The sequence below is a fragment of the Microcoleus sp. Pol12B5 genome, from assembly GCF_036701335.1.
Lineage (GTDB): Bacteria > Cyanobacteriota > Cyanobacteriia > Cyanobacteriales > Microcoleaceae > Microcoleus.
On the sequence record NZ_JAUBQQ010000003.1, the window covers coordinates 89447 to 107470 of the forward strand.

Below are 18024 nucleotides of genomic sequence, written 5' to 3' on the forward strand. Positions count from 1 at the left end.
AGGATAAATCTTAGGTTTGACGACCAGGCCTTCAGCCAGAAACCGGGTTTCTAACTCTGGGTTCCCAGTTTGCTCAAAAAAAAACAGGCGGGTAGTCGGTGCAGTTGCCGCAGTGCAGCAACGGATGCAGAACGGCTAATTTGAAACCGGAAGCTGTGTAGATCGCCGATCGCCACAGTTCTGACAGCTACAAGGTAGGATTGTCAGGAAAGCGTTCTATTAAAATTTATGCGTAAATGGGGATTTCTGCTGCTAGCAAGTGTGTTGTTTGTGGCACCGTTGGCGTCTTGTAGGGATCGATCGGCACAAACCGGACAAACAACAGCAACAACTGCGGCAGGTGGCAACTCGCAACAAGGTTCCAGCCGGATAGATACAATTGTCAGCCGCGGCAAACTGATTTGTGGCATCAGCGGCGAACTGCCGGGTTTTAGCTTTGTAGACGAAAAAGGCAAATATTCCGGACTGGATGTGGATGTGTGCAGGGCTGTCGCGGCAGCAATATTTGACGATCCCGAAAAAGTCGAGTACCGAAAACTCAACGCTAAAGATAGATTTACAGTTTTGCAGGCGGGAGAAATCGACATTCTCAGCCGAAATACTACCTACACCGCGAGTCGCGACAGCACTACCGGACTGGAATTTGCCCCGGTGATCTTTTATGACTCTCAAAGCATCATGGTCAAAAAAGATAGTGGCATCAAAAGTTTAAAAGATTTTGCGGGCAAATCTATCTGCGTGCAGACAGGTACGAGCACGGAACAAAATTTGTCCGACCAAATGCGAAGATTAGGAGTTAAATACACTCCTGTCGTGTTTGAAGATGTCAATTCTACCTTTGCCACCTATCAAGAAGGTCGCTGTCAAGGTGTTACTGCCGATCGATCGCAACTTGTTTCTAAGCGGACAACTCTGCCGAATTCCGAGAATAATGTTGTTTTGCCGATCGTGATGTCAAAAGAACCGTTAGCCCCAGCGGTGAAAAGCGGCGATCCTAAATGGTCGGACGCGGTGAGATGGATTATTTTCGCCGCGATTGAAGCTGAAGATTTGGGAATTAATTCAGGAAATGTAGACAAAATAGTGGCAAGCACTACAGATCCGAACGTCAAACGTTTGCTAGGAACAGAAGGAGATTTAGGTAAAGGTTTGGGACTCCCGAACGACTACGCTGTCCGCGTTGTTAAGAAAGTGGGGAATTACGGGGAAATCTACGATCGCAACCTCGGCCCCAAAAGTACACTTAAGTTAGAACGCGGTCAAAACAGACTCTGGAAAGATGGCGGTTTGCTTTACTCGCCGCCGTTCCGTTAATTTTAGTTAACTGTTAACAGTTGACTGTTGACTGTTGACTGTTGACTGTTGACCGTTGACTGTTGACTGTTAACAGTTAACCAACAAGATATTTTAGACAGGAAGGTACTCCGCGCCTAGCAGACTTTTAAGGTGCTTGTTAGGCGCACCCTACAAGATATTTTAGGCAGGCTAAAGTTAGGTATAGTTCGCTCTAAATTAAACAGTTATGAACCCAGAACCTCTACCAGGCAAATCGCAGAAATTGCCCAAATTTAAAGATATATCAAAACTGCTGCGGGACGATCGCTTCTGGAAAATAGCCGGACAGGCGATCGCCCTAATTTTAGTAATAGTTGTTATCGCCATTCTTTGGGACAATCTCAGTGCCAATTACTCGCAACTGGGGATTGCATTTGGATTTGATTTTCTCAATTCCCAAGCCTCTTTTGACATCGGCGAAAGCGTGATTCCATACAGTCCCGAAAACACTTACAGACAAGCTTATTTTGTCGGTTTACTTAACTCGCTGCGGGTAATGGGTCTTGGGATTATTTTCGCAACCGTTGCGGGTTTGACGGTAGGAATCGCGCGCCTTTCCGACAATTGGCTGCTGCGGAATTTGGCGGGTTGGTATGTGGAAATTTTGCGAAATACGCCGTTATTGCTGCAATTATTTTTCTGGTATTTTGCAGTTTTCATTTCCCTGCCAAAACTCGAAGACAATCAGCAGATGAGGGGGCCGATTTACTTGACAAATCGCGGCATTGCTGTACCTTGGCCTGTGGCTTGGCCGGGTTTTGAGATTTGGGTGATTTTGCTAACTATCGGATTTTTGGCTGCGGCGGGGCTGTGGATGTGGCGGGCACGGGTGATGTTGGAAGAAGCTAAGCCGGGAAGACAGTTGTTTTGGGCTCTAGGTGCGATCGGGCTGAGTGCAATCTTAGCTTTGATTATTACCAAAAATCTGCCTTTTCGTCTAGATTTCCCCCGCCTGACACCAGCCTTGCAACTCGAAGGAGGATTAAAATTAACTCCAGAATTTGCAGCCTTGGTGACAGGACTCAGCTTGTATACTGGCAGTTACATTGCAGAAATTGTGCGGGCCGGAATTCAGTCAGTATCGAGAGGCCAGTGGGAAGCGGGAAAGTCTTTGGGGCTGAAGTCTGGAACAATGATGCGGATGGTAATTTTGCCACAAGCTTTGCGGGTGATTGTGCCGCCTTTAACCAGTCAGTATTTGAATTTAGCTAAGAATTCGAGTTTAGCGGTTGCGGTTGCTTATCCCGACGTTTATTTTGTCGTGGGGTCTCCGACCTTGAATCAGACCGGAAGGGCGATCGAAGCAATGTTAATTATCATGGTAACATACCTAACAATTAGTTTGATAGTTTCTCTGTTCATGAATTGGTACAATAAAACCGTACAAATCAAGGAAAGGTAAAGACTTTAAATTTAACCAAATTTACGAGGAATCACAGGATAGCGCATAAACAGGCATACAGTGACTGTAGCTTAGACAGAGAAACGAAAACTTGTGAGTTGACGATTAAGCAATAATAAATAAGTCACAACTATCTTTGGCTTGTTAGTATTAAAGTTGAGGAAAATCAAATGACACAAGAATTAATTGCTCTTAGAAATAGCATATTGGAAGGAAGGTATACGGATGCTTTGGCAATAGTCGATGAGTTAGATGGAATGAGCAAACAGGCAATTTTGCGACAAATCCAATCTTTTTTAAATGTTTTGCTGATTCACTTGATTAAAAATCAAGTTGAACAGCGATTAACTGGTTCTTGGGCAAGTTCGATTCGCAATTCAATCAGAGAAATTAAGAAGGCAAATATTAAAGATAATAAAACATCTTATTACATCACTTCTGATGAATGGGAGAGTTTTATACAGGAGGAGGTGATTGAGGATGCGATCGCAGAGGCTGCAGAAGAAGTATTGAATGGTGTTTATAGTCAATTTCAACTTGCAGAGATGATGGATAAAAACCTGATTATTCAGACTGCTGTGAGGTTATTAAACTTGACTTATATCCATTCCGCCAAAGATTTACCCGCAGTGTTAGCCGAGCATTTAAGCCAGTTACCAGGTGGAGAAGATTGGATAAATCGGCGAAAATAAGTAGGACTTTTTTTAGCCTTGGCGATTGGAAATCGCGTCTACACAAACAAAACCCGCCTACGCGGGTTAATAAAATAACTGGTTGTTACTCTACGTCATAGGATTGAAAACCGCTATATGGAAACTGTCCCCATATTACCGCCCCCAGCCACCGAATCGCCTACCCCTTGGAATTGGGCGCGCAAAAATTTATTTAGTACCTGGTACAACAGCATTCTGACAGTAGTTTGCCTAATTATCGCCTTCCAAACTATTAAAGGAATTCTCGTTTGGGCAACAACAAAAGCTCAATGGCGCGTATTAGAAGCGAACTTGCCGCTATTTTTCGCAGGAAGATTTCCCCGCGAATCTTACTGGCGGCTGTGGATAGTATCGGCAATAATTGCCTTGTTGGGAGGATTAACTTGGGGAAACATTCAGCGGCAAGAACGTCTTTGGAATCCGCCTTTACTAATTATACTTGGTGCTGCGGTGGTGGGTGCGGTCATTTCGCCGATCGACCTAACCTCTCGCCGCTACCTCTTAGGAATTATTATCGCAGCCGCCGCCAGCTATGTCATCGGAAGGCAAATTAGCCCAAAAATCATGGGCTGGATGCCTGCAATTTGGGTTCTTTCCTTCCCAATAGTTTTGTGGCTAATTAAAGGCGGGTTGGGTTTGACAGAAGTGTCAACAAATGATTGGGGCGGTTTAGTGCTGACGCTGTTTTTAGCAGTTATTAGTATTGTGCTTTCCTTTCCTTTGGGAGTATTGCTAGCACTCGGCAGACAAAGTTCTTTGCCAGTTGTGAGACTGTTATCAACATTATACATTGAAATTATTCGCGGTTTACCATTAATTGGCATTTTGTTTTTAGGTCAAGTGATGCTGCAACTCTTTTTGCCGCCCGAATATCCGAAATTGGATAGAGTGATTAGAGCCATTGCTGGATTAACCTTATTTAGTGCAGCTTACTTGGCGGAAAACGTGCGCGGTGGCTTGCAGGCCGTGCCCAGGGGACAAATAGAAGCAGCTAGGTCGATCGGACTCAATACACCCCTGCTTACAATTCTCATTGTACTGCCTCAAGCATTGCGAATAGTCATTCCTGCGATCGGCGGTCAATTCATCGGATTATTCATGGATACATCCCTGCTATCTCTATTCGGAATGTTAGAATTAATCGGAATATCCCGCGCAGTTTTAGCAAATCCATCCTATATCGGTAGATACGCCGAAGTTTACATATTCGTCGGCATCATTTATTGGATATTTTGCTACTCAATGTCCCTAGCCAGCCGCAAAATAGAGCGAACTTTAGGCGTAGGTCAAAGGTAAAAAAAAATCTGCGTTCATCTGCGTTCATCAGCGGTTTAAAAATAAAAAATATGGAAACTCAATCCACAATTCCAGAACAAGTAATCATAGCAGAAAATGTCCACAAATGGTACGGACAATTTCACGTACTGCGAGGTGTCAGCATGACCGTAAACCGAGGTGAAGTCGTTGTCGTGATGGGGCCATCCGGTTCAGGGAAATCGACGTTTATTCGCACATTCAACGCCTTAGAAGAATACCAACAAGGTAAAATTACGATCGACGGAATCGAACTTTCCCACGACTTACGCAACATCGAGACAATTCGCCGCGAAGTAGGAATGGTGTTTCAGCAATTCAACCTGTTTCCCCACTTATCAGTCTTGCAAAACGTCATGCTAGCCCCGGTGTGGGTGCGTCGCTGGCCGAAGAAAAAAGCCGAAGAAGTGGCGATGCAACTGTTAGAAAGAGTGGGAATTTTGGAACAAGCACAAAAATATCCCGGACAGTTGTCTGGAGGACAGCAGCAGCGGGTCGCTATTGCACGTTCTCTAGCCATGCAGCCTAAAATCATGCTGTTTGATGAACCGACATCAGCATTAGACCCGGAGATGGTGCGGGAAGTTTTAGATGTAATGCGAAATTTGGCTCAAACTGGAATTACAATGGTGGTGGTGACTCACGAAGTTGGGTTTGCGCGCGAAGTTGCCGATCGCATTGTATTGATGGATGGCGGCGTTTTAGTTGAAGAAGCGAAGCCGGAACAGTTTTTTCAGCACCCGAAGGAAGAACGCACGCGCAAGTTTTTATCTCAGATATTGTAACTGATTTTCAAGTTTAGTCGGTGGGTTTTGCGACGGTAGCAGCAGGAAAAATCGGCACAATTAAGGTAAAATAAAAGAGTGTACAATAACTCTCTATTTTGCTGAGATAGCTTGCAATGCCATCCACAAAAACTCTGCCGTTAGTTAAAGACTCGGAACGCCTAGAAAGTCGCCTCAAAGAAATTCCGGCGGTTCCTGGTGTATATTTAATGCGCGATGAGAGCGATCGCATCCTTTACATCGGCAAATCAAAAAAACTCCGAAACCGCGTCCGTTCCTACTTCCGCGAAAGCCAAAATCTCAGTCCCCGCATCGCGATGATGGTGCAGCAAGTGCGCGAAATTGAATTTATCGCCACCGACACAGAAGCAGAAGCTTTAGCTTTAGAAGCAAACCTCGTAAAACAGCACCAACCTTACTTTAATGTACTCCTCAAAGATGATAAAAAATATCCTTATTTGTGCATAACTTGGTCGGAGGAATACCCGCGCATTTTTATCACCCGCAAACGCCGCGCAGGTAGTGCAAAAGACCGCTACTATGGCCCCTACGTCGATACCGGGGCGCTGCGGAGTACGCTGCATTTAATTAAGCGGATTTTCCCGCTGCGACAGCGCCCTCAACCGCTGTTTAAAGACCGTCCCTGTTTGAACTACGACATCGGGCGCTGCGTTGGCGTTTGTCAAGGGTTAACTTCGCCGGAGGAATATCATAAAATCATCCAAAAAGTAGCGATGATTTTCCAGGGCAGAACTCAGGAATTACTCGATTTGTTAGCACCGCAAATGGAACAAGCCGCAGAAGATTTAAACTTTGAAACTGCCGCGCGCATTCGCGACCAAATTAAGGGTTTGCAGTCTTTGAGTGCGGGTCAAAAAGTGTCTTTGCCCGACGATACGGTTTCCAGAGATGCGATCGCACTTGCGGCAGACACCCAGCACGCTTGCGTCCAATTGTTCCAAATTCGCGCCGGTCAATTGGTTGGAAGATTGGGATTTATGGCGGAAATACCGCCCCAACCCCCCGTTGCCCAGGAGGGGCAAGAGTTATCTCAACTTTCTCTTTCCTCCCCTCCTGGGCAAGGGGGGGAACGAGGGGGGGTAGAGGCCGGAGCGATTTTGCAGCGAGTGTTGGAAGAACACTATCAAAATGTCGAATCTGTAGAAATTCCTAGCGAAATTTCTGTGCAGTACGAATTGCCAGAAGCGGAAATATTAGCAGATTGGTTGAGCAACCGTAAGGGGCGAAAAGTTACCATTTTGACGCCGCAGCGGCAAACTAAGGCTGAGTTGATTGAGATGGTGGAACGCAATGCTGAGTATGAATTGGCGAGAATGCAAAGATTGAGCGATCGCAATTCTCAAGCAATGGAAGATTTAGCAGAAATTCTCGATTTGCCAGAAGTTCCTCGCCGCATTGAAGGTTACGATATTTCTCACATTCAAGGTTCTGACGCCGTAGCTTCCCGCGTGGTATTTATTGACGGTTTGCCCGCCAATCAACACTACCGCCATTACAAAATTAAAAATCCTGAAATTAAATCGGGTCATTCTGATGATTTTGCTAGTTTAGCAGAAGTTATCGGTCGCCGATTTCGAGGATTGAAGGAAGAAGAAAGAGGGAAGATGGAAGATGGGTTTAGCGATTTAGAAGAACCGAAAGAACTCAGCAATTTATCCTCAGATGCTCCTACTATTTCCGACAAACCAGACTTAATTATGATAGATGGCGGCAAAGGTCAACTGTCAGCGGTTGTGGCAGTTTTGCGGGAAATGAATTTGCTAGAAGAGTTGCGCGTTGTCAGTTTGGCCAAGCAGCGAGAGGAGATATTTCTGCCGGGGGAATCTTTGCCGCTGCCAACTAATTCTGAGCAACCGGGCGTACAATTATTGCGCCGGGTGCGGGATGAGGCGCACAGATTTGCTGTGAGTTTTCACCGGGATCGAAGAAGCGAGAGAATGAAGCGATCGCGCCTTGATGAAATTCCCGGATTGGGACACCACCGACAAAAACAATTGTTGGCACATTTTCGGTCGATCGACTACCTCCGTTTAGCGACTCCCGAACAGTTGGCAGAAGTTTCTGGGATTGGCCCGCGTCTGGCGCAGCAAATTTACGATTATTTCCACCCGTAAAGTCTTACGCAGCATGGGAGACGGGGATTTTTTGGGCGAGGGGGCGATCGGGTCGCAAGTCCCGATTCAGCCACTGTGAGGGAGATATTCAAAAATTTTGCACAGGCCTATTGCAATTCCCAGAGACGTGTGGTATGTTTAGTTTCTGTGCGCGGGCATAGTTTAGTGGTAAAACTTTAGCCTTCCAAGCTAACTATGCGGGTTCGATTCCCGCTGCCCGCTTGCGCCTACAAAAACCTCAAACCAACGAGAAATCAACGGTTTGAGGTTTTTTATTGTTGATTTTTTCGGTTTGTGATGGGTCAAGTTGACTAGAAATTGGATACAAATTGGAGACAAAATGACTACGATTTGACTACGGAACGACCAAACTGAGTATCAAATGACTACCCGATCGCCCTTTGTGGAGACAATTTGGAGACGAATGAATACAAATTGAATACAAAGCATAACTATATTCAGTTTGAGCCGTTTAGCTTTGCAAGTATCTCTCAAAACGCCTCCACCTCTCAGCTTGTGGTGAGCTGGGTACAAGAATAATGGGTTAACATAGAGTGCCCTGATTTGACAAGCTTGCCGAGCGCACTCAGCTTGAGTTATGACTGATTCGGAGTCGCATCAGTCACAAGGAGAGCCCGTGAAATATTTTTCAGTAGTAATGTATTTGCTGCGGGAACGGCAACAATTTCTCGAAGAAATTCGCCAAGGTGTCAAGCTCAAATCTAAAATTTTCGGTTTGTTGATTTCTAGTACCGTATTTTTTGGCATTTACGGAGCAATATTAGGTGCCTCTAGTACGTGGATGCAATGTCTGGTTTCAGCAATTAAGTTGCCAGCACTTTACTTGCTGACGCTGATTATCTGCTTTCCCACACTGTACTTTTTTAATGTCATGTTTGGTTCAAAACGAACTTTTGAGCAGTATTTGACATTGTTGATGACAGCGATGGCGATGATTAGCGTTTTGCTGTTTGGATTTGCACCTGTTAGTTTGTTTTTCCTCATAAGCAGTACCAATTACAATTTTTATCTGTTGCTGAATGTTGCTATCATGGCAATCACAGGATTTTTGGGAGTAAGTTTCATTTATCAAGGAATGCACTTTCTGTCAGAACAAGATGCGGAAGGCAAAGACATCAGGCTAAATATTTTGCGCTTTTGGTTGGGACTTTATGCGTTTGTTGGGACTCAGTTGGGATGGACGCTGAGACCATTTTTGGGGTCGCCGGGAATGGCTTTTCAACTGTTCCGAGACCGAGAAAGCAATTTTTATATGAGTCTGTGGCAATCAATTATGTCTCTGGGAGGATCGTAATTAATCCCAATTAAAGGAGATTTTGAAGAGTGATACAAGCGGATTTGGAACAGTTAAAAATTTCTGAGAAGGAGTTGGAGGATTTGAGCGGAATAGCTTTGAGCGACGGTTTTGCAGCAGATTTTTACAGACCTGCTGCACTCCGGGACGGCAAAAAGCTGTTTTCTATTTTGGTGAATGAGTTGCTGATATTTTGCGTGACATTAGTTGTTTCGCTGCCTGTTGCTTTACTGGCTAATAAACATAATGTTGGTTTATTTAGCGATTCAGACATATTTGTCCGTGTTTTACAACTAACTTTGGGTTGGTCGCTGGCGATTACTGTTGCTTGGAATGTCTATAAATGGGTTAAGGCAAAACCTCTGGCAACGCTAGCGGGTCTGCTGGATGAAGTTGAGAAGTATCATGAGGTGATTCAGGCTTTAGATATTATCGATCGCCTAACGGATGCTGGCAATTTACAAGCCAATTTAATTAACCGAGGAGATGCAATTGAAGCATTAAAAATCACTAGAGAAAGTTTAGTCTGTGCTTTGAAAACAGAAAAAATTCTCAGAGAAAATCAGCAGTTTATCGGTCGCCGTTACGAGCTATTTGCTAATATTGAAAGTAATTTAGCTGCTTTGATGGCGGTGGAGGTGAGCGATCGGGCGACTGAATACGGCCGATTGCTAAATGAGGCTTTGGAAATTGGGATGAGCGTACACAAAGAGGTAAGAAAGTTGCAAAATGGAAAGTGAATTTGAATTGCAGGTTTGTAGTAAGGACTTTAGTGTTTAAATCTAAGCTTTTAAGGCAGATACAAGTGTCGCAGGGGTATGATGCGTCAGAGAGCGATGGTTTCGATTTTAATAGGTTTGGACGATCTGACGCAACCTACGCATCTACCCACTTTTTTATCAACTTAAAGTTTTACTCATCAAAAATATCCAACTGTTCGCCCTCCGACTCTTTTCTACCATTTTTTTTAACACCTTTCCGCAGCCCGATCGCAATTTTGCTATGTTTCTCAATCTGCTTCATCACCTGTCTCGCCCGGTCAATAACCGACGGCGGTAAACCAGCTAATCTGCCCGCTTCAATTCCGTAAGATTTGTCAGCACCTCCCGGCTGAACTTGGTGCAAAAATACGATTTGATCCGGCAATTCTTTGACTGTCACTTGATAATTTGCGACATTATCCAAAATAGAAGCTAACTCATTTAACTCGTGATAGTGAGTCGCAAAAATTGTCCGCGCCCGAATCTCAGTTGCTAAATATTCTGCCACAGACCAAGCAATCGAAAGTCCGTCAAAAGTGGCCGTTCCCCTGCCAATTTCATCTAGCAAAACCAATGATTGCGGCGTCGCGTGATTGAGAATGTTTGCAGTTTCGTTCATTTCCACCATAAACGTAGACTGACCGGTTGCCAAATCATCTACTGCGCCGACGCGGGTAAAAATACGATCGCAAATTCCCAAACTCGCAGCTTTCGCCGGCACATAACTGCCCATCTGCGCCATTAACTGGATCAAACCCACCTGCCGCAAGTAGCAGCTTTTCCCACTAGCATTCGGCCCGGTTAAAATAATTAAATCTGGGCGGTTTAGCGATTCTTCCCGACCCAAAAAAGCAGAATTAGGTACAAAAAATCCCGGCGGCAAAGACTTTTCCACCACAGGATGACAACCTTCAATAATTTTAATTTCCCGACTTTCTGTCATAGTCGGGCGGCAGTAATTTTGGTAAACTGCTACTTCTGACAAACCGCACAAAACATCCACCGCAGCCACGGCACGGGAAACGTTGCGAATAACTTCGGCGTGTTCTCCTACCTCCGATCGCACTTGAGCAAAAATATCGTATTCCAATTGATTTAAATCTTCCCGCGCTGTCAGAATTCGCACTTCCCTTTCTTTTAATTCTTCAGTGCTGTAGCGTTCTTCATTGGTGAGAGTTTGCTTGCGGGTGTAGTCCTTCGGCACTTGGTCTACTTTCGATTTGGTAATGCTGATGTAATAGCCGAAAGCTTTATTGTAGCCTACTTTTAAATTAGAAATTCCCGTGCGTTTTCTCTCAGTTGCTTCTAAATTTGCAATCCATTCTTGGTCGGCTGATGCAGTGTGGCGCATTTCATCTAGCATCGGATTGATTCCCGATCGAATCAAGCCTCCTTCTTTTAAATGAATCGGCGGTTCATCAACTAAGTGATCGTGAATTTTAGTTGCTAATTCTTCTAAAATTGGCGGTACATTTTGCAGCGCTTTCAAATATGGCGAACGCCCTTGGGCTGCGATCAAAGCTAATTCCGGCAGTTTCGAGAGAGAATCAGCTAAAGCGACCAAATCCCGCGCGCTAGCTGTTCCCGAACCGGCGCGGCCTGTCAGTCTTTCGATGTCGTAAATTTGGCGCAGCAACTGCTGAAAATCTTGGCGCAGACCGTTATTTTCTACTAATTCTTGAATCGTGTCGTGTCGGGCGCCAATGCCTTTAATGTTGAGCAAAGGTTGCAGCACCCAGCGGCGCAAAGCGCGGCCTCCCATTGCGGTGCTGGTTTTATCTATCGCCCACAGCAGCGAACCGTGAAAAACCCCATCTCTTACTGTTTGAGTAATTTCGAGATTACGGCGGGTTTGGTAGTCGAGTATGAGAAAATCGGTGAGAGTGTAAGTGTGCAATCTTTGCAAAGAAACTGCTTTTTCCTTTTGAGTCTCTTCAATATATTGCAGCAAACCACCAGCGGCGCGCACTGCGAGGGGCAAATGACCGCATCCCATACCTTCAAGCGATCGCACTTTGAATTTTTGTAGGATTCTCTGTTTTGCTTCGGACAAAGTAAACGGAATTTGCGATCGCAAAGAATAGCAAAACGAATTCGGCAAACAATCGGGCAAATGCTCGGATTTCTCTCCGGGCCTCAACATAGTCACCAAATCCGGCGCATTAGTCGGTACCAAGACTTCCGAAGGCTGCAAGCGCAGCAATTCGAGGGTTAATTGTTCTAAAGTATCTGCTTGGGTAGTGACGAATTCTCCCGTAGAAATATCTGTATAAGCCAATCCCCAATGTTCCCCCGCTATCACAATTGCGGCTAAAAAATTATTTTGCCGGGGTTTGAGCATTCCATCATCAGTCAAAGTTCCAGGAGTGAGAATGCGGGTAATTTCTCGCTTGACTTGGCGGCCTTCTTTAGCAGCAATCGAGGCGTCTTCAACTTGGTCACAAACTACTACAGCATACCCTTTTTCTACTAACATTGAAGTGTAGCGATCGAGGGCGTGGTGCGGCACTCCTGTCATCGGTACTCTGCCAATTTCTTTGCCGCTTTCTTTACTCGTACAAACAAGTTCTAATTCCCGCGAAATCGTAACTGCATCTTGGAAAAAACACTCAAAAAAATCTCCTACCCGAAACAATAAAAGTGCGTGGGGATACTGTTCTTTCACTTCCACATACCGCTGCATCATCGGCGTTAGCTTGGTGAATTCTAGTAGGCGGTGGTCGGCATTGCGGATGTTGGGTTGAGTGGGGTCTGTTGGGGTAGATGCAGTGTAAGGCATAAAACGCGATCGATAAATTTTAATCTTTAACAACTTTAGCGCAAGCTCGGCTTTTAGCTCTAACTAATATACAATATTTGACGATTATTTCTCCTTAAGCAGGGTGCGTGATTCTCAAGATTTGGGCGGAGTGTTGAGCTATACAAAAGTCACGCACCCTACTTAATAATCGATAAACCCGCTTGTACTTGAGAATTTTTTGGTCGTCTTTTATCTAATGTGAGCTAAAGTCTCGGAGATAGTGAGATTAAGTGCGAAGTGTTTATTTATTGTGAGAGAAGAGCGCTCGGCGATCGACAAAAACAATCTCAGCTATGTAGTAGTTAGCTGTTATAGCAGATGTTGAAGGAAGAAATAAGAAGGAAAAAGGAAAAAGGAAAAAGGCTTTAGTTATCTATGAGAGAAGGAAGAAGGCTTTAGTTATCTAGGAGAGAAGGAAGAAGCAATCTTAGGCAACGGTTTCAGCAATTAAGAACGTTATAACCGTCGGGTGCGGTTGCTATAACTGTTGGGGCTTAACAGAAGAATGTGAAATCTCGCGCACTTTAGCTGGAGGATAAGCTTTACATTTTTATTATTGAAAACAGCCGGAAGATAGATTTATAAATTATACCTCCGATAGAGATAAAATTTATTTTATCGGGTTAAAGTAAAAATTATCCAAGTAAGTAATTTATCAGCGTAGTAAGTTTAAGATTTAAAAGCAAAAATTTGCTAGCTAGTAGTTAACTAGAGGAGAACGAAATAATGAAAGCTCTTTGCTGGCACGGAGCCAATGATGTGCGCGTTGATAATGTACCAGACCCAACAATTATCAATCCGCGCGATGCAATAGTTAAAATCACGTCTACAGCTATCTGCGGATCAGATTTACACCTCTACGATGGCTTCATCCCGACAATGCAATCGGGCGACATCATGGGGCACGAATTCATGGGGGAAGTAGTCGAACTCGGCAGCCAAGTCAAGAACTTAAAAAAGGGCGATCGCGTCGTCATTCCTTTTACTATTTCTTGCGGCAGTTGCTTCTTTTGCAACCGCGATTTGTGGTCGCTGTGCGACAACTCCAACCCCAATGCTGGGCTGGCTGAAAAAATGTTCGGTCATTCCCCGGCGGGACTGTTTGGCTACTCGCATTTAACGGGTGGCTATGCAGGAGGTCAAGCAGAATACGCGCGGGTTCCGTTTGCAGATGTCGGCCCTTTAAAAATTCCCGACGGACTTTCTGACGAACAAGTATTGTTCCTCACCGATATCTTTCCTACTGGTTACATGGCGGCCGAAAACTGCGACATTCAGCCGGGGGATACTGTAGCAGTTTGGGGATGCGGGCCGGTCGGACAATTTGCAATCAGAAGCGCGTTTATGCTGGGGGCCGATCGAGTAATTGCGATCGACCGCGTACCGGAACGCTTGCAAATGGCGGCCGCGGCGAAAGCTGAAATCATCAACTACGAAGAAATGGACGCCGGGGAAGCCGTCACCGAAATGACGGGGGGACGCGGGCCTGACGCCTGCATCGACGCGGTGGGGATGGAAGCCCACGGCACCGGTCTCGACGCTTTGTACGACAAAGCTAAGCAAGCCGTGCGGTTAGAGAGCGATCGACCTACGGCCCTGCGACAAGTGATCCTCGCGTGTCGCAAGGGTGGCACAGTGTCAATTCCCGGCGTTTACGGCGGCTTCGTTGACAAAGTGCCATTAGGTGCAGCTTTCAACAAAGGCTTGACCATGAAAATGGGACAGACGCACGTTCACCGCTATTTGCGGCCTTTGCTCGATCGCGTTCAAAAAGGCGAAATTGACCCGTCATTCGTAATTACGCACCGAATGAAATTGGATGAAGCGCCCCACGCCTACGACATTTTCAAAAACAAAAAAGACAACTGCATCAAAGTTGTCCTCAAACCCTAACTCGCATTCAATTGACAAGGAAAAACTATGCTTTTACAAGAAAAAGAATCAGGCGACTTGATTGAAATCCTCGATGTAGATGCTTTAATCAGCCCTACAAAACAAGAAGTGCCGGGAAAAAATCAAGCTGGTCAAGAAGAGCAAGAGAAAGCAACTTTTCCAAAAAGTAATTTAGTCTTTCCTTCCGGTGAAGCTCTGCCGCGCTGCTGGACTGAGGAAAATTATCAAACTCATTGATTCCACTGCTTCTTCCAATCCCCCTTAACAAGGAGGATTGGAAGGTAGGGGATGGACACAGCACATAAGTGTCCGCTCAACCCGAAAAACCGCTCTCCGATAGGGGTTAAAACCCCTGCAGGAGGGCGGTTTTGACGTGTTTTTTGACAGCCGGAGGACACAGCGCTGTGTTTGTTTAAATAGAATGTACGATCGACCAAATTTAAGAGAGTCTTAGTTCGCGACCGCGACAAACCGCATTAAACTAAAGTGATAAAGATAACCGGGCTTGATTTAATTTCTTTATGACTAAAAGCTGATTCCCCTCGATCTTTGGCAGCGTTACAAATAATGAAACTTGTTCAAAACACCCTGGGAGGAATTCCCCATGTTTTACCATAAGAAGCCACTACAGTATTACAAAAGACCCGAAAAGCCAGATGCCGTTTACGCCAAGAAAATACAAGAACTAATTGGCGGTACATTTGGCGAAATGACCGTGATGATGCAGTACCTATTTCAAGGTTGGAACTGCCGAGGTCCAGCTAAATATCGCGATATGTTGCTTGATGTCGGTACAGAAGAAATCGGGCATATCGAGATGCTAGCAACTATGATTGCTCACTTGTTAGATAAAGCTCCTGTATCTATGCAAGAAGAAGGTTTCAAGGATGCTGTGGTGGGTGCTGTGATGGGTGGAAACAGCCCGCGAGATGCGATAGCCAGCAGCATGAATCCGCAGCACGCAATTGTATCGGGCTTGGGCGCACTTCCTAGCGACAGCGTAGGGTATCCCTGGAACGGTCGTTATATCGTTGCTAGCGGCAATCTTTTAGCAGATTTTCGCTCGAATTTGCACGCCGAATCGCAAGGAAGATTGCAGGCTGTGCGGATGTATGAAATGTCAGACGATCCGGGCGTGAAAGACACCCTGAGTTTTATGATCGCCCGCGACACGATGCACCAAAATTTGTGGCTGGCGGCGATCGAAGATTTAGAAAGTTCGGGAATGGAAACAACACCCGTTCCGAGTTCCTTCCCGCAGGAGTTGGAAAAATCAGAATTTGCTTATCAGTTTTGGAATCATTCTGAAGGTTCCGAAAGTAGCGAGGGACGCTGGGCGAAAGGCAAATCAATGGACGGTAAAGGCGAATTTGAATATGTAGCCAATCCCCAACCGTTAGGGCCAGAACCAGTACCCCCGCCGCCCGAACCCAAATTGCACGGTAGCGGCATGAAATAGCCAATCAAAAAGTTAGTAGTGGAGTTTTCTGTCCCCGATTGAGTAATTAAGTAATGAAGGACTAAAGTGCTTACTCCTAACCTAACAAAAACGAAAGTTATTACTACCCACTAAAAGTTAGTAGTAATAACTTTTCTCGCTAATGTGCCAATTAATTAGTTAAGGACTTCCGTCCTTACTACAAACCAGGTTTTGACAATAAGTCTAATAACTAACAACAAATAAGTTATGCAATTGCAAGCAGTAATTCTCGATATTGACGGTACTCTGACGCTCAGCAATGACGCCCACGCTCAAGCTTGGGTAGAGGCATTTGCTGCTTACGGCTACGAGGTGCCGTTCGATAAAATTCGCCCGCTAATTGGCATGGGAGGCGACAAAGTTATACCCAAAATGGTATCAGGACTTTCCGACGAAGCAGGCGACGGGGAAAAGATTGCACAGCGGCGCAAAGAACTGATTATTAACCGCTTTTCTCCCGATCTTTCTCCAACCCCCGGTTCGCGGGATTTGCTGTTAAAAATGCGGCAAGAAGGATTGCGGCTAATTATTGCTACTTCATCTACCACTGAAGAACTTTCCGGTTTGCTGAAAGCTGCACAAGTTGACGATTTATTGGATCAAGCCACGACATCTAGCGATGCGGAAGCTTCTAAACCGGAACCGGATATTGTGGAAGCTGCTTTGAGCAAATTGCAGATGGAAGCGAGTCAGACTGTGATGTTAGCTGATACTCCTTACGATATCGAAGCTGCGGGCAAGTGCGGGGTGCCTGTAATTGCTTTTCGGTGCGGAGGTTTCGATGATGCTTCGCTGGCAAATGCTGCGGCAATTTACGATCACCCTGCTGATTTGTTGGCGCATTATGACGATTCTATTTTAGGGAAAAAGGATTTGGTAGCGCGTTGAAGTAATAGGGGCGCTAGCGGGTGGATTGCCACTATTAAGCGCGATCGCTCACAATCCACTCTACCTGATGGGCTTCTGTGCGATCGGGAATATCCAGGCGCGCAGCTAATTTGCGAATGACTGCTTCCGGTACAGTTGCTGTGCGCGATCGATTCCGCTGCAATATTTCTTCTAGAGGTACTTCCAGATAAACAATCCGAATGCGCGCTTGGTAAGCAGCAAAAAAATTAATTAATTGCTGCCGCATTTGTTTAGTTGTATTCGTGGCGTTCCACACAAAAGAACGCCCCTCATTTATGTATTCGCGCGCTCTTTGTTTGGCTGCTGTCACCACATTGCCAGGTGTTTCGTTGGGAGGCACATTCATCTCTTTTCGCAGTGCATCCAGCGAGATTACTGGCAAATCTGGGAGATTTTTCCGAATCCAATAATCTTTACCGCTTCCTGGCAAGCCAGACATCAAAATTGCTTCGCATTTAGTGTCGTCAAATGCTTCGTAATCCGGGTTTCCATTCTCTTTGCGGAAGTAGATAAATCGGCTGTGCGGTGATGGGAATTGTCGGGGAGAATCCAAACAATTATTTTCTTGACAAAACTCCCGAAATAGTTCTATTTTATCGAGCAGTTCTTGTTTGTCGCTACACAGTCGGCCGCGCACGTCTGCTTCGGCTAAAAGTGCGAGGAAATCGCAGCGGACAACTTGACTGACTTTCATTACCGACTGCTGCGGGTTGGGTTTGTCGATCAGCCAGATGGGTAAACTGCCGAATTGGACGATCGCCACAACTGTTTCGCGAATGTCAAACTGCACAGGCGGATCGAATTGGGATAAAATTTGTCTGACCATTCTCGCACCTTGGCGGGCGTGACCTTTTGAACTAATTCTGCCGTCGGCTTCTATTTTTGTAAAGATTGGTTTGGCGACATCGTGCAGCAAAGCGGCGGCAAAAAGTATCGATCGCTCTTTTGTGGGAAGCTGCCGCCAATTTGGAGAAGATATTAATGCTTCGCAGACCATTTTGGTGTGAATAAAAACATCTCCTTCGGCGTGGTAAATCGGGTCTTGCTGACATCCTTTGAGGCTGTCAATCCAGTCGAAATGCGTTTGAATACCTTCCCAATCCAGGAACCAATTGGGCGGTTCGGGACAAAAGGGAAAAGTCCAAGGCGGCGAGGGCGATAACAGTGCATTCATAAATTCAC

At 45.5% G+C, this 18024-nt stretch carries 14 protein-coding genes and 1 tRNA gene; 13 read left to right on the plus strand and 2 right to left on the minus strand.

Features of this window, described 5'->3' with window-relative positions; translation table 11 throughout:
• Positions 1-228 precede the first annotated feature (228 nt).
• The 9 genes from QUA24_RS02750 (at position 229) to QUA24_RS02790 (ending at position 9739) form a co-directional block, all read left to right on the plus strand.
• Entirely contained in the window at positions 229-1314 is a 1086-nt protein-coding gene (locus QUA24_RS02750) for an amino acid ABC transporter substrate-binding protein (RefSeq protein ID WP_333227006.1), read from the plus strand.
• A gap of 208 nt (positions 1315-1522) precedes the next feature.
• Positions 1523-2737, plus strand: coding sequence for an ABC transporter permease subunit (locus QUA24_RS02755; protein WP_333227008.1), 1215 nt, complete (start codon positions 1523-1525; stop codon positions 2735-2737).
• A 170-nt stretch (positions 2738-2907) separates the two neighbouring features.
• A complete protein-coding gene (locus QUA24_RS02760; RefSeq protein WP_333227010.1) occupies positions 2908-3429 on the plus strand; it encodes a DUF29 family protein in 522 nt (173 codons plus the stop codon).
• A 117-nt stretch (positions 3430-3546) separates the two neighbouring features.
• A complete protein-coding gene (locus QUA24_RS02765) occupies positions 3547-4746 on the plus strand; it encodes an amino acid ABC transporter permease (protein WP_333227012.1) in 1200 nt (399 codons plus the stop codon).
• 50 nt (positions 4747-4796) lie between these two features.
• Entirely contained in the window at positions 4797-5549 is a 753-nt protein-coding gene (locus QUA24_RS02770) for an amino acid ABC transporter ATP-binding protein (RefSeq protein ID WP_333227014.1), read from the plus strand.
• Positions 5550-5665: 116 nt separating this feature from the next.
• The gene (uvrC, locus tag QUA24_RS02775; RefSeq protein ID WP_333227016.1) at positions 5666-7684 is read left to right on the plus strand and encodes an excinuclease ABC subunit UvrC; all 2019 of its coding nucleotides are present in this window, start codon (positions 5666-5668) and stop codon (positions 7682-7684) included.
• 151 nt (positions 7685-7835) lie between these two features.
• Positions 7836-7906: transfer RNA gene (locus tag QUA24_RS02780), tRNA-Gly, on the plus strand.
• 415 nt (positions 7907-8321) lie between these two features.
• Positions 8322-8999: an actin-binding WH2 domain-containing protein gene (locus tag QUA24_RS02785; RefSeq protein WP_333065673.1), complete on the plus strand. Its 678-nt coding sequence runs from the start codon at positions 8322-8324 to the stop codon at positions 8997-8999.
• A gap of 29 nt (positions 9000-9028) precedes the next feature.
• Positions 9029-9739, plus strand: a complete 711-nt coding sequence (locus tag QUA24_RS02790) for a hypothetical protein (RefSeq protein WP_333227018.1) — start codon at positions 9029-9031, stop codon at positions 9737-9739.
• A gap of 172 nt (positions 9740-9911) precedes the next feature.
• Here the strand turns inward: QUA24_RS02790 and mutS are convergent, their stop codons facing one another.
• The gene (mutS, locus tag QUA24_RS02795) at positions 9912-12539 is read right to left on the minus strand and encodes a DNA mismatch repair protein MutS (protein WP_333227019.1); all 2628 of its coding nucleotides are present in this window, start codon (positions 12537-12539) and stop codon (positions 9912-9914) included.
• Between the two features lie 747 nt (positions 12540-13286).
• Between mutS and QUA24_RS02800 the strand changes: the two genes are divergently transcribed.
• The 4 genes from QUA24_RS02800 to QUA24_RS02815 all read left to right on the plus strand — a co-directional run bounded on the left by QUA24_RS02800 (position 13287) and on the right by QUA24_RS02815 (position 16821).
• Positions 13287-14453 (plus strand): zinc-dependent alcohol dehydrogenase, encoded by a 1167-nt coding sequence (locus QUA24_RS02800; protein ID WP_333227021.1) that lies wholly within the window; start codon positions 13287-13289, stop codon positions 14451-14453.
• A gap of 27 nt (positions 14454-14480) precedes the next feature.
• Positions 14481-14690, plus strand: a complete 210-nt coding sequence (locus QUA24_RS02805; RefSeq protein WP_333094800.1) for an acetyltransferase — start codon at positions 14481-14483, stop codon at positions 14688-14690.
• Between the two features lie 367 nt (positions 14691-15057).
• The gene (locus QUA24_RS02810; RefSeq protein ID WP_333227023.1) at positions 15058-15912 is read left to right on the plus strand and encodes a manganese catalase family protein; all 855 of its coding nucleotides are present in this window, start codon (positions 15058-15060) and stop codon (positions 15910-15912) included.
• 228 nt (positions 15913-16140) lie between these two features.
• Positions 16141-16821: an HAD family hydrolase gene (locus tag QUA24_RS02815; RefSeq protein WP_333227025.1), complete on the plus strand. Its 681-nt coding sequence runs from the start codon at positions 16141-16143 to the stop codon at positions 16819-16821.
• A 34-nt stretch (positions 16822-16855) separates the two neighbouring features.
• On the opposite strand, the gene QUA24_RS02820 is transcribed toward QUA24_RS02815, so the two are convergent.
• On the minus strand, positions 16856-18016 hold the full coding sequence (locus QUA24_RS02820; protein WP_333227027.1) for an AAA family ATPase: 1161 nt from the start codon (positions 18014-18016) through the stop codon (positions 16856-16858).
• Positions 18017-18024 lie beyond the last annotated feature (8 nt).

Coding starts and splice junctions, on each gene's coding strand:
- QUA24_RS02750 (WP_333227006.1), top strand. CDS start 229: ATGCGTAAATGGGGATTTCTGCTGCTAGCAAGTGTGTTGTTTGTGGCA.
- QUA24_RS02755 (WP_333227008.1), top strand. CDS start 1,523: ATGAACCCAGAACCTCTACCAGGCAAATCGCAGAAATTGCCCAAATTT.
- QUA24_RS02760 (WP_333227010.1), top strand. CDS start 2,908: ATGACACAAGAATTAATTGCTCTTAGAAATAGCATATTGGAAGGAAGG.
- QUA24_RS02765 (WP_333227012.1), top strand. CDS start 3,547: ATGGAAACTGTCCCCATATTACCGCCCCCAGCCACCGAATCGCCTACC.
- QUA24_RS02770 (WP_333227014.1), top strand. CDS start 4,797: ATGGAAACTCAATCCACAATTCCAGAACAAGTAATCATAGCAGAAAAT.
- uvrC (WP_333227016.1), top strand. CDS start 5,666: ATGCCATCCACAAAAACTCTGCCGTTAGTTAAAGACTCGGAACGCCTA.
- mutS (WP_333227019.1), bottom strand. CDS start 12,539: ATGCCTTACACTGCATCTACCCCAACAGACCCCACTCAACCCAACATC.
- QUA24_RS02800 (WP_333227021.1), top strand. CDS start 13,287: ATGAAAGCTCTTTGCTGGCACGGAGCCAATGATGTGCGCGTTGATAAT.
- QUA24_RS02805 (WP_333094800.1), top strand. CDS start 14,481: ATGCTTTTACAAGAAAAAGAATCAGGCGACTTGATTGAAATCCTCGAT.
- QUA24_RS02810 (WP_333227023.1), top strand. CDS start 15,058: ATGTTTTACCATAAGAAGCCACTACAGTATTACAAAAGACCCGAAAAG.
- QUA24_RS02815 (WP_333227025.1), top strand. CDS start 16,141: ATGCAATTGCAAGCAGTAATTCTCGATATTGACGGTACTCTGACGCTC.
- QUA24_RS02820 (WP_333227027.1), bottom strand. CDS start 18,016: ATGAATGCACTGTTATCGCCCTCGCCGCCTTGGACTTTTCCCTTTTGT.